Origin of the sequence: Streptomyces sp. NPDC051051 (genome assembly GCF_040682975.1) — a bacterium.
In the GTDB taxonomy this organism is placed as follows: Bacteria; Actinomycetota; Actinomycetes; order Streptomycetales; family Streptomycetaceae; genus Streptomyces.
Genome location: NZ_JBFBCB010000015.1, coordinates 1 through 21,204 on the forward strand (window position 1 = coordinate 1; position 21,204 = coordinate 21,204).

A 21,204-nucleotide genomic window follows, 5' to 3' on the forward strand; every position below is an offset into this window, starting at 1 on the left:
CCCGACGCCATGGCGGAGTTGTTCACCGCCGACGCGTTCTTCCAGGGCTTCGGCCCCGAGGTCGTCACGGGTCGGGAGGCCGTCCGCGCGTACTAAGAAGCGGTCGCGGACGACCGGCGCGCGGAGGTGACGGTCCTCCACACCTTCTCCATCGGCGAACAGGTCGCCGGCGGCTTCGCCGACGTCACCTTCAGCGATCCCGCGGGATGGGAGGCGAAGGTGCACATGTCGCTCGTCCTGCGGCGGGACGACACGGACTGGAGGATCCGCCAGTACCACGTCTCCCGGTTCGCCACCGAGGGCTGACCGACCAGCGGGGCGAGCGTCCGGAGCGGGTGCCGGCACCGCCCCGGATCCGATGCGAGTCCGATCACCGGCGCTCCGGGCGCCTTCGTCGAAAGGGAGAAAGAGATGCACGAGTTCCTCGTCGAACTGACCACGACCGTTCCGGACGGCACCGACCCCGCCGAAGTGGACCGGGTTCGCGCCGCGGAGGCCGCACGCGCCGGGGAGCTGGCGGCCGACGGGCACCTGGTACGCCTCTGGCGCCCGGTGGGCGAACTGCGCAGCATCGGCCTGTGGCGGGCCGACGACGAGGCGGCGCTTCGGCGTGACGTGCTCGGCACACTGCCCCTGTGGCCCTGGATGACGGCGACGATCACCGCGCTGCAGTCGCACCCGAGCGACCCGGGCCGCGCCGATGCGTCAGCCTGACCCGGCTCGGGAAACACGAGGGACGCGGGGAACGCGGGGAACGCCATCCGCACCGTCACTTGCTTGACTGGTGACGATTGAAGATGAGACCATTGGCTGACTGCCCGCTCCGCCGAAGTTCGTCGACGTACGGGTTACCGGTCCGACCGCACGTGAGCACCTCGCTCACGAACGAAGGAAGGGAGATCCCGTGATGAGTGACGACCAGCAGAAGGCGTGGCTGGCCGGCGGTTGCTTCTGGGGCATGCAGGAGCTGATCCGCAAGCTCCCCGGCGTGCTCAGCACGCGGGTCGGCTACAGCGGCGGCGGCACGCCGCATCCGACCTATCGTGACCACGGCAGCCACGCCGAGTCGATCGAGATCGTCTTCGATCCCGCCGCCACCGACTACCGCACCATCCTCGAGTACTTCTTCCAGATCCACGACCCGACCACGAAGAACCGGCAGGGCAACGACATCGGCGCCAGCTACCGTTCGGCCGTCTTCTACCTGGACGACGAACAGCGGCGCATCGCCGAGGACACGATCGCCGACGTCGACATGTCGGGCCTGTGGCCGGGCCCGGTCGTGACCGAGGTGGTCCCGGCCGACGAGTTCTGGGAAGCCGAACCCGAGCACCAGGACTACCTGGAACGCTACCCGGAGGGCTACACCTGCCACTTCCCCCGCCCGAACTGGCGCCTGCCCAGGCGCGACGCGGTCTGAACCCGCTCCGTCAGGTGGCCGAGGCCGCCCCGCCCGATGAGGCGGGGCGGCCTCGCGGGTCCGCGGGCCGGACCGTGTCACCACGGGAGCGCCGACCGGCTGCGGAGAGACGGCCGCCGAAGGCCGCACCCGTGCTTCCGGTCACACCACCGCGCACTCGAGGAACGCTGACGCCCGCGCCGGGTACCCGGGGTTCATGACGGAAGTGGCACTGGCGGGTCTGTGGGGTCTGGTGGCGGGTTCGGCGTTGCTGCTCGGGGCGGTGACGGGGTTCGGCCTGCGGGTACCGCAGAAGGTGATCGCCACGGTCATGGCCTTCGGCGCGGGAGTACTGCTGTCGGCCGTCAGTTTCGAACTGGTCTCGGAGGCGTACGACGAGGCGGGGCTCGCCCCTGCCGTGGCCGGCACCCTGGCGGGCGCCGCCGCCTACACCGCGGGCAACGTGTGGTTGGCCGGCCGGGGTGCCCGGCACCGCAAACGCTCCGGTCACCGGCAGGCGCACGCCCAGCCCACGGAGGCTCAGCAGAGCGGTTCGGGCCTGGCGCTCGCCCTCGGCGCGCTGCTCGACGGCATCCCGGAGTCCGCGGTCATCGGTGTGGGCCTGCTCGACGGCGGATCGGTCAGTCTGGTGACCGTTGCCGCGGTCTTCATCAGCAACGTCCCCGAAGGGCTGTCCAGTTCGGCGGGCATGAAGAAGGCCGGGCGCGGCAAGGCCTACGTCTTCGGGGTGTGGGGCGCGATCGCGGCCGCGAGCACCGTCTCGTCCGTCCTCGGCTACACGGTGGTCGGCCACTTCTCCGCGACGGTGATCGCCGCCGTGACCGCGGTGGCCGCCGGAGCGATCCTCGCGATGATCGCCGACACGATGATTCCCGAGGCCTTCGAGGACGCCCACCTGGCCATCGGGCTGATCACCGTGAGCGGCTTCCTCGTCTCCTTCGCCCTCTCCCACGCCTGACCGCCGCGAACGACCGCCCGGCCCCGTCGGGCGTCACACGCACCCGGCGGACCGTTCGCCCCGTCGGATGGGTTTCGCAGAGGGAGTCGGGTGGGTTTCGCAGAGGGAGAGGCGGCGGAGTCCTGTGCGGGCGGACCGTGCCCCGACCGGTCAGTCGACCAGGCGGTCGACGGCCTCCGGCCCCGAGCCGGGGCCCGTACGTCCGGGGGCGTGTCCGCTGAGCCGTACGGCTGGATCGAGAGGCGGCGGGGCGTGCGAGCCGGCTGTGCGGGTGCGGTCGACCGGCCGGGCGGTCAGGCTGGGACCGGGCCGTCAACGGCGCTTCCTGCTGGATCGGAAGGGACTCTCACATGGGCAAGCCGCGACCGACCGGGGCGACCACGAGGACGACGGCGGGCCGCCGGAGTGGGGCAGCGGGCGGTGGCCGCCGGCCCCGTGGCCGTGCGGACCCGACGGTGCCGGCGGGCCCGGACGGCGGTTCGCCGTCGGCCCCGCGCCGCACCGAGGGGGTCGCCGCGTGACGAGGAACGTGAGCCCGCTGCGTGGCCGTACGGCGGTGGTGACGGGAGCGGCACGGGGGCTGGGGGAGGCGATCGCCGTGCGGCTGGCCGACCGGGGCGTCCGGGTGGCGCTGCTGGGCCGCGAGGAGGACACGCTGGCCAGGGTCCGGGAACGGCTGCCGACCGGGTCGCTGTGCTGGGAGGTGGACGTCACCGACGACGACCGTATGGCAGAGGTGGCCGCCGAGGTGAGGGAGCGTCTGGGAGCGCCGTCCGTGGTGGTCGCGAATGCCGGCCTGGCGGAGGGAGGGCCCTTCGCAGAGTCGGACCCCGCGGTCTGGCGCCGGGTGGTCGAAGTGAACCTGGTCGGAAGTGCCGTCACCGCCCGTGCCCATCTGCCGGCGCTGTTCGACACCTGCGGCTACTTCCTCCAGGTGGCGTCGCTCGCCTCCATCGGAGCCGCGCCGATGATGAGCGCCTACTGCGCTTCCAAGGCGGGTGTCGAGTCGTTCTGCCACTCCCTGCGCGCCGAAGTCGCCCACCGGCGGGTGGGGGTGGGTATCGCCTACATCAACTGGACCGACACCGACATGATCCGCGACGTCGACGCGCACGCGGTGCTGCGGGAACTGCGCGGCCACATGCCCCCGCCGGCCCGCAAGGTGTATCCCGCGCCCTTCGTGGCGGAACGGCTGGTCCGCGCGGTCGAGCGGCGCCGTCCCACCGTCTACGTGCCGTCCTGGCTGCGGGCCGCGCAACTCGTCCGGGCGGCCATGCCGCCGGTGGTCACCATGCTCTCCCGCAGGGAGCTGCCCCGGCTGGCCGCCGCGCATCCCTTCGAGGCCACGGGCCTTCTGGGAGCGGGCGGCCGGGCCGACTCCCCGACGCCGAAACCCTCTGCCTGACCGCGGGTCGGCGGGTCGGTGGACCGGCGGGACGAGCGGCGGGGTGGCCGGGGACCCTGCCCCGGCCACCCCTGTCCGCGTCGTCGAGCGGCCCGGTGCGCGCCGGGGCCGCGGACCGTCGTCCCCGGCCCGCGGCCCCGGCCCGCCGTCAGCTGCTGGACATCAGGACGGTGTCGATGATGTACACGTTGGCGTTGGCGGTCTTGACGTTGCCGCAGACCACCTTGGCGGAGTCGTCGACCGTGTACGACTCGTCCGAGCCGGAGGTGGTCAGCTTCGACTTCTCCAGGGTGTCGAAGGAGCCGTTCTCCAGGTCCGCCGGGGCCAGCTTCTGACCGACGACGTGGTAGGTGAGGATCTTCGTCAGCGTGGCCTTGTCGTTGAGGACCTTGTCCAGGTCGGCCTTCGGGATCTTGGCGAAGGCGTCGTCGGTCGGGGCGAACACGGTGATGTTCTGGGCGTTGTTGAGGGTGTCGACGAGACCGGCCTTCTTCACCGCCGTCACCAGGGTGGACAGGGCGGGGTTGTTGGACGCGGCGGTGGCCACCGGGTCCTTGGCCATGCCGTCGAACGAGCCGACGCCGTCCTTCGGCACCGAGGCACAGGCCGGCCCGAACGGCTCGTCCATGGCGGAGGTGTTCGTCGAACCGTCCATGCCGTCGTCGGACGCCGTCGCCGGGGCCGCCGCCTTGCTGGAGGAGTCCGAGGAGACGGAGTCACCGCCGTCGTCGGAGCAGGCGGTCAGGGCCAGGGGCAGTACGGCGGCGGCGGCGACGGTCATGGCGATACGACGGACACGGGTGTTCATCATGGTTCTCTCCTGAGGGACGGATGCAGCGAACGCTGCGTTCAATAGGGGGAAAGGTGGCTTGTGTGGTCATGCGGGGGTCACTCGACGGTGACCACCACGGAGTGCCGGCCGCTGGCGCCGTCGGGGATGGTGCGGGTGCGGGTGTCGGCCTGCACCGCACCGGTACGGTCGGTGGCGCGCACCGTGAGGGTGTGGCCGCCCCTGGTGGCCTGCCAGGGGAAGGACCACTGGCGCCAGGTGTCGCGCGAGCCCTCGGCAGCCAGGCGCGCCTCCTGCCAGGGCCCGTCGTCGACGCGCACCTCGACCTTGTCGATGCCGCGGTGCTGTGCCCAGGCGACCCCGGCGACCATGACGGTGCCGGCCCGGGGGCGGGCGAACGGTTTCGGGGTGTCGATCCGGGACTGGGTCTTGACCGGTGCTCGGCGGGCCCACTTCCGTTTGACCCAGTAGGTGTCGTAGGCGTCGAACGTGGTCAGTTCGATGTCCTCGATCCACTTGCAGGCGGAGACGTAGCCGTACAGGCCGGGCACCACCATGCGGACCGGGAAGCCGTGGGCGAAGGGCAGCGGCTCGCCGTTCATCCCGACGGCGAGGAGGGCGTCCCTGCCGTCCATCACGTCCTCCACCGGCGTTCCGAGGGTCATGCCGTCGACGGAACGCGCCACCAGCTGGTCGGCGGGTCCGCCCTCCGAGGGAGGCAGGACACCGCACTCGGCGAGGAGGTCGGCGAGACGTACGCCGGTCCAGCGGGCGTTGCCGGCGTACGGGCCGCCGACCTCGTTGGACACGCAGGTGAGCGTGATGTCGCGCTCGATCAGCTCCCGCCGCAGCAGGTCGTCGAAGGTGAGGGTGACCGGCCTGGTGACTCCCTTGCCGTGGATGCGCAGCCGCCAGGACGTGGCGTCCACCTTGGGCACCACCAGTGCGGTGTCCACCCGGTAGAAGTCCTTGTTCGGGGTGACGAAGGGGGTGATCCCCGGGATCCTCAACCGGGTGCCGCGGGGAAGCGGTGGAGCGGCCGATCCGGGGGACGGCAGGACGAGGTCCTCGCGGGAGGCGACCGCGTCGCGGCCGCTCGATCCGTTCAGGGCACGGCCGAGGGCGCCCGCTCCGGCCGAGGCGACGGCCGCGGCGGAGGCGGCGATCACGAAGCTGCGGCGGTCCCAGCCCGGGCCCTCGGAGGCGTCGCGCTCCGGGGAAGTCCCGTCCGGCAGGTCCGGCGCGGCATCGCGTGGTCGCAATCGGCCGGCGAGGAGGTACAGCAGCGCCGCTCCGACGACCGCGCCCACCGCGGAGGGCAGCGCGTCGGTGAAACCGTCGGAGTCGGGGCGGCTGAGTGCGGCGGCCGCTCCGGCCACCCCGAAGAGAAGGACTCCGCCGGCACCGAAAAGCCGATATCGCAGGGCGAGAGCGCCCAGCGCCGTCGCGCAGAAGGCCAACAGCGCGAGAATTCCGAGCTGGAGCACCAATTTGTCGTCGGTGCCGAAATTGCGGATCGCCCAGTCCTTCACCGCGGCGGGCGTACGGTCGATCGCGGCGCCGCCCACGGCGATGACCGGACCGGCCTGCGGACGCACCCACGCCGAGACCAGCTCGGCCACGGCCAGCGCCGTGCCGCCCGCCAGTACGCCGCTGAGCGCACCGAGCGCCGTCCGCATCGGCGAGCGGGGTTTCCGCCGTTTCTTCTCGTCGTCCGTCACGTGGGGAATCCGGCCCCGACGGCCACGCGGATTGGTCGCTCATCCGATCTAGGGAATTTCTTTTTCGGACCAATCCGCGGCTGTTCGGGCAACGGATGAAAGTATCGCGTGCACGACGCCGTCGCGCCGGGCACCGGTCTTCCTCACGTGTGCGCGGATCCCCCTGGGGCGGCGGGCCGCCGCCCGGCACCGCGTGCCGGAGGACCGCCCGCGAAGGGCGTCGACGTCAGGGGTGTGCCGCGGGGTCGGGGGTGCGTGGGGTGGCGGTGGAGCGGGTGGCGACGGCAGGGGCGAGGGCGATGGCCACGGCGGTGAAGACGAGGACGACGATCATGGCGGTGCGCAGGCCGTAGTGGTCACCGAGGAAACCGAGGCCGGGCGGGCCGACGAGGAACGCGACGTAACCGATCATGGCGACGAGGCTGACCCGGGCCGCCGCGTCCGGGCCGGAGTCACCGGCCGCCGAGAGCGCGACGGGGAAGCCGAGCGAGGCTCCCATGCCCCAGAGCAGCACGGCGGCGCCCGCCAGGAGGGCGGAGTCGGCGAAGGCGACGACGGCGATCCCGAGAGTCGCCGAGACGGCGCTGGCCCGCACGACCGGCGCGCGGCCGACACGGTCGATGAGGAAGCCGCCGCCGAAGCGGCCGATCGTCATGGCGGCGGCGAACCCCGTGTAGACGGCGGACCCCAGGGCGGGGTCCACGCCGTGACCGTCGACCATGAGGAGGGGCAGCCAGTCGTTCGCGGCCCCCTCGGCCAGAGCCATGGCCAGGATGACACCGCCGATCAGGAGCAGCCGCCGGTCCTTCCGGACCTGCGCCCGGGCCGACGAGGCATCGTTGTCGGACCGCCGGTCCTGGTCCCGGGTCTTTCCCACCCCGCCGGGGACGGCGCGGAGGGCGTGGACGAACATGCCGGCCGTGACGGCGACGACGACGGCCAGGTGCCACTGCACCGGAACGGCGACCGCGGTGCACAGGATGCCGCACGCGGCTCCCACGACGGTGCCCAGGCTGAAGAAGCCGTGGAGCGTGGGCAGCACCGTGCGCCCCGCCAGCCGTTCGACTTCGGCACCGTCGACGTTGACCGCGACCTCTCCCCCGCCCATGCCGGCGCCGAAGAGGAACAGACCGGCGGTGACGACGGGAGCGGAGGTGAGCATCGCCCCGGCGCCGACGACCGCCATGCTGAGGATGACCAGCAGCGTCCCCGCGCCCATCACGGGCCGGGTGCCGAACCTGGCCACCAGCGCTCCGGAACCGAGGATGCCGATCATGGAGCCGACGGAGAGCCCGAACAGGATGATCCCCATCTGCGTGGTCGACGCGCCGAGCAGGTCCCTGATGTCGGGCGTCCGCGTCACCCAGGAGGAGATCGACAGACCGGGTACGAGGAACAGGAGAAACAGCGCCGTTCTGCGGCGGCGCGTGGCCAGGTCCATGGATGAGGTGTTCTTTTCGCGCGGATGTGGTGGGTGTGGCGGATGCGGCAGGGCGAAGATCGCCCTGCGCCGAGTCCGTTCGAACGTACACGCCGGTGGCGGACCGAGGAAGACGATCATCCGCCGGTGCCGCGACGTCACGGGCGGCGGGGCCGTCTCGTCCCGGGTGCGGATGCCCCCACCGTGCCGGCCTGTTCGGAGAACGACCACGGCTGACGCCTTCCGTGCGTCCTGGTCATCGAGGGGGCAGCACGCAGAACTCGTGGCCGTCCGGGTCGGCCATCACCACCCGATCGGTCCGGCCCTGGCCGATGTCGATGCGCTTCGCCCCGAGGGAGACGAGTCGGTCGGCCTCCGCCCGCTGGTCGCCGTCGGCGGGCGGTGCGATGTCGAAGTGGAGCCGGTTCTTCCCGGTCTTCGTCATCAGCGGCGGGCCGCCCCACGTGACCTTGGGACCGCCGTGCGGGGAGCGGATCGCGGTCTCCTCGTCCTGGTCCCAGACCAGCGGCCAGTCCAGCGCCCGGCTCCAGAAGTACCCGACGTCCTGCGAACCGTCGCAGGCGAGCGCCCCGATGAATCCGCAGTCCGCGAGGAAGTCGTTGCCCGGCTCGACGACGCAGAACTCGTTGCCTTCGGGGTCGGCGAGCACCACGTGCCCCTCCTCCGGGCGTTGGCCGACGTCGATGTGCCGGGCGCCGAGTCCGACCGCCTTCGCCACGGTCTGCCGCTGGTCGTCGAGGGAGGTGCTCGTCAGGTCGAAGTGCATCTGGTTCGGGCTCGTCTTCCGCTCCCGGGTCGGCAGGAACCGCATCCGGAACCCCGTGTCGTCGCCGGGCAGGAGCTGGATGCCGTCAGGGGAGTCGTCGGTCCTCTCCCAGCCCAGGAAGTCGCCCCAGAAGCGGGCGAGACGGGTCGGGTCGTTCGCGTCGAAGGTGAGCGCGTGCAGGTGAGAGGTCATTGCTCGGGTTCTCCGGTCTGTCGGCTCGCTGTCCCACGGCCCGCTCGGCCGGGGCCAGGGCGGTGGGACGGCGGGAAGGCTGCTGTCATCAGGTCGTGGCGGGACGCTGCCGACCCTGCCCAGGCGGCGTCGTCCGGTCAACTCCTTTGTGACGGAGATCGATTGTGACGGAGCCCGATCACCGTCGTGCCGGCAGCCGTCCCCGTCCGTCGCGTCACGGGGCCGTCGGTCACAGGCTCCTGAGGAGGTCGTCGAGCGGGGCCGGTACGCGGTCGGGGGCGAGGGCCTCGACCAGGAGGCTGCCGTAGCGGATCTTGCGGCCTTTCTTCGTGCCGAGGAAGCGCCGCAACTGCTGCTGCCGGGGCCGGCCGTGCTGGGCGGGCTGGTGCAGGAAGGTCTGCCAGGCGCGGAGGTCGCCCTCGGCCCGGACGACCTCCTCGGCCTTCGCCGGCCCCAGCGCGCGGACGAGTTCGTCCTCCAGGTCCGTCACGCACACGAAGAAATCCCGGCGCGGCGCCCCCGCCCGCTCCAGGCCCCGGTCGTAGAAGGGCTGTTCACGTTCGTCGCAGAGTCCGGCCAGGCGCAGGTCGAGGCCGGGCGGGCCGAGGATGTCGGCGTAGCGGGCGACGCTCATCGCCCCGCCCATGGACACGACGCACACCCCTTCGACGGCCAGGTCCCGGCCGCGCCGTGCGGCCAGCGCCTCGACGGCGGCGAGGTCGCTCGGCCCTTCGAGCAGCACCGCGGTCCGTACCCCCAGGCGCACCGCCAGATCCCTCGCCGGCCCGTCCGGACCGCCGGCCGCCCAGGCACTCACCTCGTCCCGGAACGCCCCCATGTCGGCCATGGAGCGAGTCTGCACCACCGTCGGTGTCCCGGCACGGCATTAATTCGACGGTCCGCGTTCTCGACGGGGAGGGGAGGCGGGTGGTCCGTGCGCTCGTGCCGGCGGCGCGAACACGTCGACGGCGGTGATGCCGCGTCGGGGTCCGTGGGGGCGTTGGCGCCGTGGCGGCGGATCGTCCGCGCGCCGGATCCCGGAGCACGCGCGGCCCTGCCGTCCGGGTGGTCCACGGCGTCGTCGAGGATGCCGGGCCGCAGGCCGGCGTCCTGCGGCCCGTACCGGGGGTGGGAGGGACGGGAGAGCGTCCGCGCCCCGTGGCCCGCATGGCCCGACCTGCCTCGGGTACCGGGAAGGTGAAGCCACGCGCCGTCCGGCGCACCCCGCACCGGGCGGTCCGGCTGGGGCCACGATGGGGTGAAGCCATGCGCGACGACAGCATCCCCGAGGAACTGCTCGTGGCGGCCGCCCAGGAGGCGCTGCGCGACCTCAACCGCACGCCCGACGACCGGACGGTGCTGGACACCCTCGTCGCCTGCGACATCCTGGTTCCGGAGCCGGACGAGTTCGTCGCCCGTCATTCCCCGCAGGACGGCAGGCTGACCCTCCCGATGATCGACGACCCGCCGCAGCCGCACACGGTTCCCGTCTTCACCTCCGTGGAGCGCATGCTCCACACGCTGCCCGAGGTGCACATCGGGCATCAGGTGCAGCTCGGTCTGCTGGCGGCCAACTGGCCCGCCGACGAGGAGTTGGCGCTCGCCATCGACCTCGGCCACCCCGACGGCCTGATCTTCGCCGGCCAGGACGTCCACACCCTGCTCGTGCCGCCCCGGAGGTGACCGGCCGCTCCCCCGCCCGCCGGCGGGTGGGTGATCCCGCCCGACCCTCACGATCGCATGATCGCCCTGGGCCGGTCGGCCGAGGCGGGCCGTGGACACCGTCCCCGGGCGGTCAGCGGCGCCGCAGGGACGGGTCGAGCAGCGCCGGCGGGGTGTCGTGCTTCTCGTGTGCGGCCAGGTCGGTGCCGGGGGCCACGACGGCGTCGATCGCGTCGAGCACGTCGGCGGAGAGCACGGTGTCGGCGGCGGCGAGCTGCGCGTGCAGGTGGTCCAACGTGCGGGGACCGATGAGCGCGCCGGTCACGGCGGGATGCGCGGTCACGAATCCGAGGGCGAGCTGGATCATGGTCAGGCCGGCCTCGTCGGCGACCTCGGCCAGCTGCTCGACGGCGTCGAGCCTGGCCCGGTTGGCGGGGAGGGTGGTGTCGAAGCGCTGCGGCATGAACGTCGAGCGGCTGGTGGTGATGTCGCGGCCCGCGCGGACGGCGCCCGACAGCCAGCCCGAGGCCAGCGGGCTCCACACGAGGACGCCGAGCCCGTACTGCTCGGTGACGGGAAGCACGTGGGTCTCGATCCCCCGCTGGAGGACGGAGTAGCTGGGCTGTTCGGTGACGTAACGGCCGAGGTGGTGTTCGCGGGCGGCCCACTGCGCCTGCACGATGCGGTGGGCGGGGAAGGTCGAGGAGCCGAAGTGGCGGATCTTGCCCGCGCGTTGGAGATCGGTCAGGGCCGACAGGGTCTCCTCGTCGCTGGTGCCGGGGTCCCATCGGTGGATCTGGTAGAGATCGACGTGGTCGACGCCGAGGCGGCGCAGGCTGTCGTCGAGCGCGCTGATCAGCCAACGGCGGGAACCGCCCCGGTGGTTGCGCTCGTCACCCATCGGCATGCCGGCCTTGGTGGCCAGGACGATGTCGTCGCGGCGGCCGGCGACGGCCTTGCCGATCATCTCCTCCGACTCGCCGCCGCTGTACACGTCGGCGGTGTCGATGAGGTTGATGCCGGCCTCGAGGGCGGCGTCGACGATGGCGGTGACCTCGTCCTGGGTGGTGCGTCCGAGCGCGCCGAAGTTCATCGCGCCGAGCGCGAGGGAGCTGACCTGTACACCGGTTCGGCCCAGGGTGCGGTACTGCATGACCGTGTCTCCTCCGTTGGCGGGTGAAGCGTGGTGGGAGTGCGGGTGCGTGGCTTGGTGGCCGGTCCGTGCTCTGGCATCATGAGCAAACGGAACACCGTTCCGGAAAAAAGATACGGAACGACGTTCCGTTTTGCAAGGTGGGCAGGGGAAGGAGTCGCACGTGGGCGACAGCGACGAGCGCGGGAAACGGGCGGCGGAGCCCAAGCGGAAGGACGCCCGGCGCAACAAGGAGAGCCTTCTCGACGCGGCCGCCGCCGCCTTCGTCACCTCGGGCGTGGACGCGCCGGTCCGCGACATCGCGGCCCGGGCCGGCGTCGGGGTGGGCACGATCTACCGCCACTTCCCGACGCGGGCGGACCTCATCATCGCCGTCTACCGGCACCAGGTCGAAGCCTGCGCCGAGGCCGGTCCGGCGCTGCTGGCGACGAGCCCGGCCCCGTACGTCGCCCTGGGGCGATGGATCGGCCTCTTCGTCGACTTCCTGGTCACCAAGCACGGCCTCGCCGCCGTGCTCCAGTCCGACGGCGCGGGCTTCGAGACGCTGCACGCCTACTTCCTCGACCGCCTCGTGCCCGTGTGCGCCCAACTGCTCGAGGCCGCGGCCGCCGCCGGGGAGATCCGCTCCGACCTGGAGGCCTACGCGCTGATGCGAGGCGTCGGCAACCTCTGCATCGGCGCGGAGAACGACCCCCGCTACGACGCCCGCCGACTGGTCGAGGTCCTCATCGCGGGACTACGCCGACCGGACTGATCCCGGCCGCCGGGCCGACCGGGGCGCGCACCGGCCCGTCGACCCCGGCACGAGGCCCGCGGCCCGCGGCCCGACGCCCGAGACGGGCACGCTAGCGGTTCGGCCCGTCCTCGTCGAAGGCGTCGGGAACGGGCAGCGTGCCCCAGCGGTCGAGCGGCCAGGCCTTCACGACGGCCCGCCCCACGACGTCACCGACCGGAACCATGCCGTGGTGCTTGTCGTCCTGGTTGTAGCGCGAGTCGCTCGACGCCTGGCGGTGGTCGCCCATGACCCAGAGGTGGCCGCGGGGAACCACGACCTTGAAGCGACCGCCTCCGCCGTCGTCGGTGCACGGCGTGTTGCCCGCGTACACGTACGGCTCGTCCAGCGCCTTGCCGTTGACCTTCAGCGGACCGGTCCCGCTGCACTCGACCGTGTCTCCGCCGACCCCGATCACCCGCTTGATCAGGTCCTTCTCCCCCGCCGACGGCATCAGGCCGATCCAGCCGAGGAAGGTCTGCGCGGCGTTCGGTTCGGGTGTCGACCTGCCCCTGAGCCATGCGTCCGGGTCGTGGAAGACGACGACCTCGCCGCGCTCCGGCTCGGAGCCGAACCACGGGGTGAGCTTGTCGACCATGACGCGGTCGCCCTCCTGGAGCGTGTTCTGCATCGATCCCGACGGGATGAGGAACGCCTGCACCAGGAAGGTCTTGATCAACAGAGCCAGCACGAGCGCGATGCCGACCAGGAGGGGCAGCTCCGTCCACGGGAACCGCCGCTTCTTCGGTCCGGGGGCGGCCCCGCCCCGCCCCCGCTCCTCGGACCCCGCCGTCCTGGTGGCCTCGCCCGCCACGTCCCCCACGCCCACTCCTCGCTCCGTGCCGCCCCCGCCCCGTGTACCGGAGCGGGCCCATGCCCCACCTAACGAGCGGGAGTTCCACAGGTCTCGGTGGGCCCGGCCCGTCAGGCCGTGGTGAGCACCATGCGGAAGCGTGCGGCCCCGGCCAGCATCTTCTGGTAGGCGGTGTCGGCCTCGCTCAACGGCACGGTCTCGGCCACGGGCCGGATCCCGTGCAGGGCGCTGAACGCCATGGTGTCCTGCACGTCCTGTGCCGTGCCCGACGGGTGGCCGCGCACCGTCCTGCCGCGCAGGATCAGCTGGAACGGGCTGATTCCCAGGGGTTCGGGCGTCGCTCCGATGACCACCAGCTCACCTCGGTGTGTCATGCCGTCGACCGTCGCCGCGATGGCGTCGGAGTTGCCGGCGGTGGCCAGGACGACCTTGGCGCCGCCCAGTGACTGCAGGGCTTCCGCGACCGGGACGGCTCCCGTGCTGTCGACGTAGTGGTGGGCGCCGAGCCGCTCGGCGAACTCGGCCTTGCCGGCACCCCGCGCGATGGCCACGGTCTCGAAGCCCATGGCCGCCGCGTACTGCACCCCCAGGTGACCGAGACCGCCGATGCCCAGGACGGCCACCAGGTCGCCCGGCCGGGCCGAGCTGCGCCGCAGCCCGTTGTAGGTCGTCACACCGGCGCAGGCCATGGGTCCCGCGTCGACGGCTGTCAGGGCGTCCGGGATCCGGGCCAGCGCGTCGACCGGAGCGATCATCGTCTGGGCGAAGCCGCCGTCGTACGCCCAGCCGGGAACCTTGAGGGTGTCGCAGACGACGAAGTCCCCCTGCCGGCAAGGGGTGCAGTGACCGCAGCTGCCTCCGAACCAGCCCACCGTCACGCGGTCCCCCACGTTCCAGCCGTGGCTCCCGGCCCCTTCGCCGAGTTCCTCGACACGCCCGGCGACCTCGTGCCCCGGAACCAGCGGGAACCGCACGCCGGGCATGCCCCCGCTCACGAAGAAGTGGTCGCTGTGGCAGATTCCGCAGGCCTCCACGGCCAGCCGTACGTGACCCGGGCCGGGGCGGGGTACCTCCCGCTCGACGATCGAGAACGGCCCGTTCGCGGTGTCGACCTGCGCGGCTCGATAGGTGTCCATGTGAGTCTCCGGGATCGGAAGACGGTGCTCGGCGTACGGGGCGGCGACGGTCGGCCGCACGCGGGAGGGGGGCGGCGGGGCCTGCCGCGCAGGCCGCCGGCCTCGAGCCACCGGTGGGGTGTCGGGCCGGCGCTCTCGGCCCGACCGGTCGTCCCCTCGCGCGATCCGGCGCGAGAGCACCTCCATCCCACCACCGCACAGCCGGCCCGGCAACAGCTGCCGCCCCGCCGCACGACCGCCCCGGCGACGGGAACCACCGCCGCGGAGCCGGCGCGGCAACGGCCCACCCGTGCGGCCGCCCGGCGACGGCGACCGGACGCCGATCACCCGTTTCCGGGGCTCAGGTCGTCGGGGAGGGCGCGGGGAGCGGTGCCGTCGGCCCTGGCCGCGTCGGCGAGGGCCTCGGCAGCCGCCTCCGCGGCCTGCGCGGCGTCGCTGGCCGCCTGGGCCGCCCCGCCGTCCGAGCGCTTCTCGCGCGTGGCCGGCGACTGGGGCAGGACCTCGCTGAACGCCCGTGACACGTCGCTGAGCGCGGAGGTGATCTCGCTGGGGATCACCCAGAAGTTGTTGCCCGGCCCCTGCGCGAGGTGGGGCAGCGTCTGGAGGTACTGGTAGGCGAGGAGCTTGGGGTCGGGATCGTTGCGGTGCACGGCCTGGAACACCTCGTCGATGGCCCGGGACTGCCCTTCGGCCTGGAGGATCGCGGCCGTGCGGTTGCCCTCCGCGCGCAGGACGGCGGCCTGCTTGTCGCCCTCGGCGGTGAGGATCTGCGACTGGCGTTGCCCTTCGGCGCCGAGGATCGCGGCCCGCTTGTCCCGCTCGGCCCGCATCTGCTTCTGCATGGCGTCCTTGATGGACTGGGGAGGATCGATGGCCTTGATCTCCACCCGGTTGACCCTGAGACCCCATTTGCCGGTGGCCTCGTCCAGCACACCGCGGAGCTGGCTGTTGATGGTGTCGCGGGAGGTGAGGGTCTTCTCCAGGTCCATGGACCCCACCACGTTGCGCAGGGTGGTGACGGTGAGCTGCTCCACCGCCTGGAGGAAGTTGGCGATCTCGTAGAAGGCCGCGCGCGGATCGGTGACCTGGAAGTACAGCACGGTGTCGATCTCGACGACTAGGTTGTCCTCGGTGATCACCGGCTGCGGTTTGAAGGAGACGACCTGTTCCCGCAGGTCGATCACCGGATACACGCGGTCGACGAAGGGGATCACGAGGCTGAGGCCGGGTTTCAGCGTCCGGTGGTAACGGCCGAGCCGTTCGACGTTGCGGGCGCGCGCCTGGGGCACGATGCGCACCGCCCGCACCACGGTGAGGACCGCCAGCAGGGCGACGATCAGGCCGGCGATGAGGAACGCCGAAGCTTCCATGGTTCACTCCCGGGGGTAGACGAGTGCGGTGGAGCCGCTGATCTCCATGACGTCCACGGCCGTTCCAGGGGGAATCACCAACGTCTCGTCATAGGCGCGCGCCGTCCACTCCTCGCCCTCGATCCGGACCCTGCCACCGGCTCCGGTCACCTCGGAGGTGACGTAGGCGGACTTCCCGATCAGTGCGTCGACGCCGAACCGTTCCGTCTGGGGCTGCAGCACGTGTCGCAGCGCGACCGGGCGCAGGAACACCACGCTGAGCGTGGCGACGACGGTGAACACGAGGAGTTGGAGGGGCGTGGGCAGCCCCAGGGCAGCGGTTCCGGCCGTGATCAACGCGGCACCGCCGAGCATGCCCAGTGCGGCGGTGAGCGTGAAGATCTCCGCCAGGGCGAAGAATCCCGCGATGATCACCCAGATCAGCCACGGCTCCACAGGGCCCCCTTCCGAGGACGCGAGCGCGTGAAGGGCACACCGCCCGTGGTCACCGGTACGGCCTGTCCGTCCCCCGGAGAGGCACGCGCGAGGAGTGCTCACACACCTCGCAGCTGACCGGGCGGCTGCTTCACGCTCTCTTGTGGGGAGTCCCCTACCCATCCCGGCGCCGGAAAATCGGCTCTGCCGCGGGCGATCGGCGGGCTTGGCTAATCTGCACGGGTGACCACCGACCTGACCCTGCTGCCGCGTGTCGCCCATCTCGGGAAGGAGGTCACCGCGCCTCGGCTCCGTGGTCTCCTCGCGCTGCTCGCCGGCGACCTGCGCGCCGGCTGCGGCACCGAGCGGCTCGTCGCGGGGCTGTGGCCGGACCGGCTGCCGGAGCGGCCGGGCAAGGCGCTTCAGGTCCTGGTGTCCAGGGCGCGGGCACAGCTGGGCGCCGACGTCATCGCCGGCACGCCGACCGGGTACCGGCTCGCCCTCGCCGCGGACCGGGTCGACAGTTCCGCCCTGCTGCTGCACGCCGCCGCGAGCGCGGAGCGGGCCAGGGGCGGCGACCACGCGGGATCGCTGGCCGCGGCGGAGGCGGGGCTCGCGCTGTGGGACGGCACCCCCGACGGGGCGGGCGGCACCGATGACCCGGTGGCCGCGCTGCGCACCGCGCGCCGGCCCGTCCGCGGCGCGCTCGTCCGCGCGCGGGCCCTCGCGCTGGCCCGGCTGGGGCGGCACGCGGAGGCGGCCGGGCCGCTGGCCGAGGCCGCCGCGGAGCGTCCGCGCGACGAGGAGGTGCTCGCCGAGCTGCTGCGGGGCGAGGCGGCCACGGCGGGACCGTCCGCCGCGCTGACCCGGTACGAGACCTACCGTCGTCGGCTGCGCGACGAGCTGGGTACGGACCCGGGGCCCGGACTCAAGGCGGTGCAGCGGGAGTTGCTGGACGGGGAGGCACCGGCGGTCCGGTACGGCGTGCCGCACGAACCGAACCCGCTGCTGGGCCGGGACGAGGACGTCGCGGCGGTGCGGCGGCTGCTGCGTGCCTCGCGCGCGGTGACCGTCGTCGGCCCCGGGGGCCTGGGCAAGACCCGGCTCGCGCACGCCGTCGGCCGCCGGGCCGAGCAGCGCGTGGTGTACTGCGTGCCGCTCGCCGGTGTCACCGCGGACGAGGACGTCGCGGCGGAGGTGGCCTCGGTGCTCGGCGCGGGCGAGGGGCGGCACGGCACCGTGAGCGGCCACGCCTCGGCCGACCCGGTGGCCGGCGTCCTCGCCGTGCTCGGCTCCGGGCCCGCTCTGGTGGTGCTGGACAACTGCGAGCAGGTCGTCCGGGGCGTCGCCGACCTCGTACGGGCCCTCGTGGCGTCGTCGAAGGACCTGCGGGTGCTCGCCACCAGCCGGGCCCCGCTGGGCCTCACCTCGGAGGCGGTGTACGTGCTGCCGGAGCTGGGTCCCGACATCTCGGCCGAGCTGTTCACGCAGCGGGCGCGGGCCGCCCGGCCCGGCGTGGAGCTGCCGCCGGACGCGGTGGCCGAGCTGTGCCGTCACCTCGACGGGCTGCCGCTCGCCGTGGAGCTGGCCGCCGCACGGGTACGGGTGCTGGCGGTGCCGGAGATCGCCCGCCGCCTCGGCGACCGGTTCGCGCTGCTGCGGGGCGGGATCCGGGACGTGCCGGAGCGCCACCGCACGCTGCACGCGGTCGTGGAGTGGAGCTGGAACCTGCTCGCCCCGGACGCCCGGGCGGCACTGCGTACGCTGTCCGTCTTCCCCGGCGGCTTCTCGGGGGACGCGGCCGAACAGGTCCTGGGCGAGGACGCGCTGTGGCTGCTGGAGCAGTTGGCCGACCAGTCGCTGCTCACCGTCACCGACACCCCGGCCGGTGTGCGGTTCCGGATGCTGGAGACCGTACGGGAGTTCAGCGCGGCCCGGTGCGCGGAGGCGGGCGGGGAGGAGGAGGCCGTCGGCCGGTTCCTCGCGTGGGCGCGGGACTTCGGGGTCACGTACCACGACTGGTTCTTCGGCCCGGAACCGCGGGTCGCCGGGGAGCTGATCAGGGCCGAGCAGGACAACCTCGTGCTGGCCCTGCGGTACGCCCTGGCACGTACGGACGGCCCCACCCTCGCCGCGCTCACCGCCGTCCTCGCCGCGCTGTGGTCCACCGACTCCGACTTCCCGCGCCTCGCCGCCCTCGCCGCGGACACCGGCCCGCCGCTGTCGCACTACCGCCCCGAGCCCGAGTTCGTCGAAGTCGCCCGCTCCGCCGCGGTGTTGGGCACGGCGGCCCTGTTCGTGGGCCACGGGCCGGCCGCCGTGCGCCAGCTCGTCACCCTCCGCCGGCTGCCCGCCGCCCCGCCGGACACGCTGCCGCGCGCCATCGCGGTGGTGCTGGACGCGGTCCCCGGGATGCTGCCCCCCGACTACACCGTGCTGCGGGACCTCTGCGACAGCGAGCAGCCGCTGGTCGCCGGCGTCGCCGAGTGCATCGCCACCTACGTCTGGGAGTACGAGCACGACGTCGACCGCGCGCTCGCATCGGCCCGCCGGACACTCACCGCGCTGGCTCCGGTCGACAGTCCGTCCATGCGGCTCATGGGACATTCCCGGTTGAGCGAGCTGTGCCTGCGGACGGGGCGGGGCGAGGAGGCCTACGAGCACCTCAGGGCGACGCTCGAGGTGGTGCCGCGGCTCGGCGACGGGAACGACTACCTCTTCATCCGCAACGGCCTCGTCCTGGCCTGCCTGCAGCGCGGCGACCCCGACGAGGCCGAGGACTGGCTGCGGCAGGCGGAGAGCCACGGCGCCCCGCAGCAGGACTCCTTCCACCGGCCCGACCTCGGTGGGCGTGCCGAGATCGCCCTCGCCCGCGGGCTGACCGAGGTCGGGCTCGGCCTGTGGCGCGACGCCCTGGCGCGGATGCTCGAGGCGGGCTCGACGCGCGGCGACGACCCCTGGCTGGACCCGTCGGCGCTGCAGATCCAGTCGGCGGCGGTGACGGCCCACGCGCACGCCGGACGTCCCGAGCTGGTCGCGGGGCCGGTCGACCGGCTCCGGCAGACGTTGCGGGCCCGGCTCCGCGGCCCGGTCGGCCCGCCCATGGAGCTGCTGTTGTACGGGACGGTTCTGCACGCTCTCGGCATGGCGGGGATCGCGTCCGGCGACCCCTCGGCCGTGCGGATGATCGCGCTCGCCGAACGGCTGCGGGTGGCGCGCGAGTTCCAGCCGACGATGTCGCGGGACCGCGCCCGGCGGGCGGCCGAGAACGCCGACCGGGCGGCGTACGCCGACGCGGTGTCGGAGTACGCCGCCCTGGAGCGGGACGAGCTGCGGGAGGCAGCCCGCGTGCTCATTTCGGGTCGCGGTTGAACGACGCCGTCGACCAGCGGTGGCCGAGCACGGTCAGGCCCAGGCACCAGGCGATCGCGATCCACCCGTTGTCGCCGATCTCGGTACCGAGCAGCAGGCCGCGCAGCGTCTCGATGGCGGGTGTGAACGGCTGGTACTCGGCGATCGGCTGGAACCAGCCCGGCATCGTGTCGGCCGGGATGAAGGCGCTCGAGATGAGCGGGAGGAGGATCAGGGGCTGCGCGCTGTTGGCGGCCGCCTCGGCGTTCGGGGCGGCCATGCCCATCCCGACCGCGATCCAGGTGAGCGCCGTGGCGAACAGCGCGAGCAGTCCGAACGCGGCCAGCCACTCCAGGGCCGTGGCGTCCGTGGACCGGAAGCCGATGGCCACCGCGACGGCACCGACGAGGACCACGCTGGCGAGCGACTGCAGCACGCTGCCGACGACGTGCCCGATGATCACGGAGCCGCGGTGGATCGCCATCGTGCGGAAGCGGGCCATGAGGCCCTCGCTCATGTCGGTGGCGACGGACACCGCGGCGCCGATGACGGTGCCGCCGATGGTCATCATGAGGATGCCCGGGACGATGTAGGCGATGTAGTCGGAGCGGTCGGCGCCGCCGCCCCCGATGCCCGCGCTCATCACGTCGCCGAAGATGTAGACGAAGAGCAGCAGCAGCATGATCGGCGTGAGCAGCAGGTTCAGGGTGAGGGACGGGTAGCGGCGCGCGTGCAGGAGGTTGCGGCGCAGCATCGTGGAGGAGTCGCGGACGGCGAGGGAGATCCGGGCGGGGCGGGCGGGAGCCAGGGGGGAACTCATCGGACGGTCTCCTTGGGCTGGTCGGTGCCGCCGGTCAGGGCGAAGAACACGTCGTCGAGGTCGGGGGTGTGCACGGTCAGCTCGTCGGCCTCGATGCCGGCGGCGTCCAGCCGGTCGAGGACGGCGCGCAGTTCGCGCTGGCTGCCGTCGCTGGGAATCCGGAGGGACAACGCCTCGTCGTCGGAGGTCGCCCCGCTCGGGTGGAGCCGTGGGCCGGGAAGGGTGGCCCCGCCCAGGGCGACGGCGGCGGACCGGTACGCGACCGGGTCGGTGAACCGCAGCCGCACGTGGCCGCCGGGGACGAGCCGCTTCAGTTCGTCGGCGCTCCCCTCCGCGACGATCCTGCCGCCGTGGAGCACCGCGATGCGGTCGGCGAGTTCGTCGGCCTCCTCCAGGTACTGGGTGGTGAGGAAGACGGTGACGCCGCCGGAGACCAGCTCGCGGATGATCCCCCACATGGTGTGGCGGCTGCGGGGATCGAGGCCGGTGGTGGGCTCGTCGAGGAAGATGACGCGCGGGTCGCCGACCAGCGTCATGGCGATGTCCAGGCGGCGCCTCATGCCGCCGGAGTAGGTGGAGACGGGCTTCCCGGCGACCTCGGCGAGGTCGAAGCGCTCCAGCAGTTCGGCGGCGGTGCGACGGCCCTCGCCGCGGGGAAGGTGGTGCAGGTCCGCCATGAGGAGCATGTTCTCCTCGCCGGTGATCAGGCCGTCGACGGCGGAGAACTGCCCCGTGACGCCGATCTCGGCACGTACCGCCTGCGGGTCGGCGGCCAGGTCGTGGGTGCCGACGCGCAGGTCGCCGGCGTCGGCGGTGACGAGGGTGGAGAGGATCTTGACGGCGGTCGTCTTGCCGGCGCCGTTGGGGCCGAGGAGAGCGAAGACCGTGCCCTGCGGGACGGCCAGGTCGATGCCGTCGAGGACCGCCTTCTCCCCGTAGGCCTTGCGCAGCCCCTTCGCCGCGATGGCGAGTGCGGTCGGTGTCGTTGTCATGCCCCGCAGCTTGTTGCGGGGCGGATT

The 21,204-nt window shown here is 72.9% G+C and carries 20 protein-coding genes; 8 read left to right on the forward strand and 12 right to left on the reverse strand.

Features of this window, described 5'->3' with window-relative positions; genetic code table 11:
- The first annotated feature begins 126 nt into the window (after positions 1–126).
- The 5 genes from AB0N31_RS13885 to AB0N31_RS13905 all read left to right on the forward strand — a co-directional run bounded on the left by AB0N31_RS13885 (position 127) and on the right by AB0N31_RS13905 (position 3,783).
- Positions 127–306 carry a nuclear transport factor 2 family protein gene (locus AB0N31_RS13885; protein ID WP_366058579.1) on the forward strand — a complete coding sequence of 60 codons (180 nt, stop codon included), beginning with the start codon at positions 127–129 and terminating at the stop codon, positions 304–306.
- A 105-nt stretch (positions 307–411) separates the two neighbouring features.
- A complete protein-coding gene (locus tag AB0N31_RS13890) occupies positions 412–714 on the forward strand; it encodes a muconolactone Delta-isomerase family protein (RefSeq protein WP_366058580.1) in 303 nt (100 codons plus the stop codon).
- 193 nt (positions 715–907) lie between these two features.
- Positions 908–1,420, forward strand: a complete 513-nt coding sequence (msrA, locus tag AB0N31_RS13895) for a peptide-methionine (S)-S-oxide reductase MsrA (protein WP_366058581.1) — start codon at positions 908–910, stop codon at positions 1,418–1,420.
- Positions 1,421–1,616: 196 nt separating this feature from the next.
- Entirely contained in the window at positions 1,617–2,378 is a 762-nt protein-coding gene (locus tag AB0N31_RS13900; protein WP_366058582.1) for a ZIP family zinc transporter, read from the forward strand.
- Between the two features lie 517 nt (positions 2,379–2,895).
- On the forward strand, positions 2,896–3,783 hold the full coding sequence (locus tag AB0N31_RS13905) for an SDR family oxidoreductase (RefSeq protein WP_366058583.1): 888 nt from the start codon (positions 2,896–2,898) through the stop codon (positions 3,781–3,783).
- Between the two features lie 148 nt (positions 3,784–3,931).
- Here the strand turns inward: AB0N31_RS13905 and AB0N31_RS13910 are convergent, their stop codons facing one another.
- From AB0N31_RS13910 to AB0N31_RS13930, 5 genes are all read right to left on the reverse strand, one after another.
- On the reverse strand, positions 3,932–4,591 hold the full coding sequence (locus AB0N31_RS13910; RefSeq protein ID WP_366058692.1) for a fasciclin domain-containing protein: 660 nt from the start codon (positions 4,589–4,591) through the stop codon (positions 3,932–3,934).
- A gap of 80 nt (positions 4,592–4,671) precedes the next feature.
- On the reverse strand, positions 4,672–6,252 hold the full coding sequence (locus AB0N31_RS13915; RefSeq protein WP_366058693.1) for a sulfite oxidase: 1,581 nt from the start codon (positions 6,250–6,252) through the stop codon (positions 4,672–4,674).
- A gap of 268 nt (positions 6,253–6,520) precedes the next feature.
- Positions 6,521–7,735, reverse strand: coding sequence for an MFS transporter (locus AB0N31_RS13920; protein WP_366058584.1), 1,215 nt, complete (start codon positions 7,733–7,735; stop codon positions 6,521–6,523).
- Positions 7,736–7,970: 235 nt separating this feature from the next.
- A complete protein-coding gene (locus AB0N31_RS13925; RefSeq protein ID WP_366058585.1) occupies positions 7,971–8,693 on the reverse strand; it encodes a VOC family protein in 723 nt (240 codons plus the stop codon).
- Between the two features lie 229 nt (positions 8,694–8,922).
- Complete coding sequence (locus AB0N31_RS13930; protein WP_366058586.1) at positions 8,923–9,540, reverse strand: TOPRIM nucleotidyl transferase/hydrolase domain-containing protein; 618 nt, start codon at positions 9,538–9,540, stop codon at positions 8,923–8,925.
- Positions 9,541–9,959: 419 nt separating this feature from the next.
- On the opposite strand from AB0N31_RS13930, the gene AB0N31_RS13935 reads away from it, so the two are divergent.
- The gene (locus AB0N31_RS13935; RefSeq protein ID WP_366058587.1) at positions 9,960–10,376 is read left to right on the forward strand and encodes an SseB family protein; all 417 of its coding nucleotides are present in this window, start codon (positions 9,960–9,962) and stop codon (positions 10,374–10,376) included.
- A 112-nt stretch (positions 10,377–10,488) separates the two neighbouring features.
- Here the strand turns inward: AB0N31_RS13935 and AB0N31_RS13940 are convergent, their stop codons facing one another.
- Complete coding sequence (locus AB0N31_RS13940; RefSeq protein WP_366058588.1) at positions 10,489–11,508, reverse strand: aldo/keto reductase; 1,020 nt, start codon at positions 11,506–11,508, stop codon at positions 10,489–10,491.
- Positions 11,509–11,671: 163 nt separating this feature from the next.
- Between AB0N31_RS13940 and AB0N31_RS13945 the strand changes: the two genes are divergently transcribed.
- The gene (locus tag AB0N31_RS13945; protein ID WP_366058589.1) at positions 11,672–12,262 is read left to right on the forward strand and encodes a TetR/AcrR family transcriptional regulator; all 591 of its coding nucleotides are present in this window, start codon (positions 11,672–11,674) and stop codon (positions 12,260–12,262) included.
- Positions 12,263–12,353: 91 nt separating this feature from the next.
- Here AB0N31_RS13945 and lepB read toward each other — a convergent pair whose 3' ends face one another.
- The 4 genes from lepB to AB0N31_RS13965 all read right to left on the reverse strand — a co-directional run bounded on the left by lepB (position 12,354) and on the right by AB0N31_RS13965 (position 16,035).
- Complete coding sequence (gene lepB / locus AB0N31_RS13950; protein ID WP_366058590.1) at positions 12,354–13,109, reverse strand: signal peptidase I; 756 nt, start codon at positions 13,107–13,109, stop codon at positions 12,354–12,356.
- Positions 13,110–13,204: 95 nt separating this feature from the next.
- Complete coding sequence (locus AB0N31_RS13955) at positions 13,205–14,230, reverse strand: alcohol dehydrogenase (protein WP_366058591.1); 1,026 nt, start codon at positions 14,228–14,230, stop codon at positions 13,205–13,207.
- 323 nt (positions 14,231–14,553) lie between these two features.
- On the reverse strand, positions 14,554–15,600 hold the full coding sequence (locus tag AB0N31_RS13960; protein ID WP_366058592.1) for an SPFH domain-containing protein: 1,047 nt from the start codon (positions 15,598–15,600) through the stop codon (positions 14,554–14,556).
- A gap of 3 nt (positions 15,601–15,603) precedes the next feature.
- A complete protein-coding gene (locus tag AB0N31_RS13965) occupies positions 15,604–16,035 on the reverse strand; it encodes an NfeD family protein (RefSeq protein WP_366058593.1) in 432 nt (143 codons plus the stop codon).
- A 222-nt stretch (positions 16,036–16,257) separates the two neighbouring features.
- Between AB0N31_RS13965 and AB0N31_RS13970 the strand changes: the two genes are divergently transcribed.
- Complete coding sequence (locus AB0N31_RS13970) at positions 16,258–19,386, forward strand: BTAD domain-containing putative transcriptional regulator (RefSeq protein ID WP_366058594.1); 3,129 nt, start codon at positions 16,258–16,260, stop codon at positions 19,384–19,386.
- Here AB0N31_RS13970 and AB0N31_RS13975 read toward each other — a convergent pair.
- Both AB0N31_RS13975 and AB0N31_RS13980 read right to left on the reverse strand, forming a co-directional pair.
- Positions 19,367–20,185: an ABC transporter permease gene (locus tag AB0N31_RS13975; RefSeq protein WP_366058595.1), complete on the reverse strand. Its 819-nt coding sequence runs from the start codon at positions 20,183–20,185 to the stop codon at positions 19,367–19,369. The genes AB0N31_RS13970 and AB0N31_RS13975 overlap by 20 nt on opposite strands.
- On the reverse strand, positions 20,182–21,177 hold the full coding sequence (locus AB0N31_RS13980) for an ATP-binding cassette domain-containing protein (RefSeq protein WP_366058596.1): 996 nt from the start codon (positions 21,175–21,177) through the stop codon (positions 20,182–20,184). The genes AB0N31_RS13975 and AB0N31_RS13980 overlap by 4 nt, the downstream gene beginning before the upstream one ends.
- Positions 21,178–21,204 lie beyond the last annotated feature (27 nt).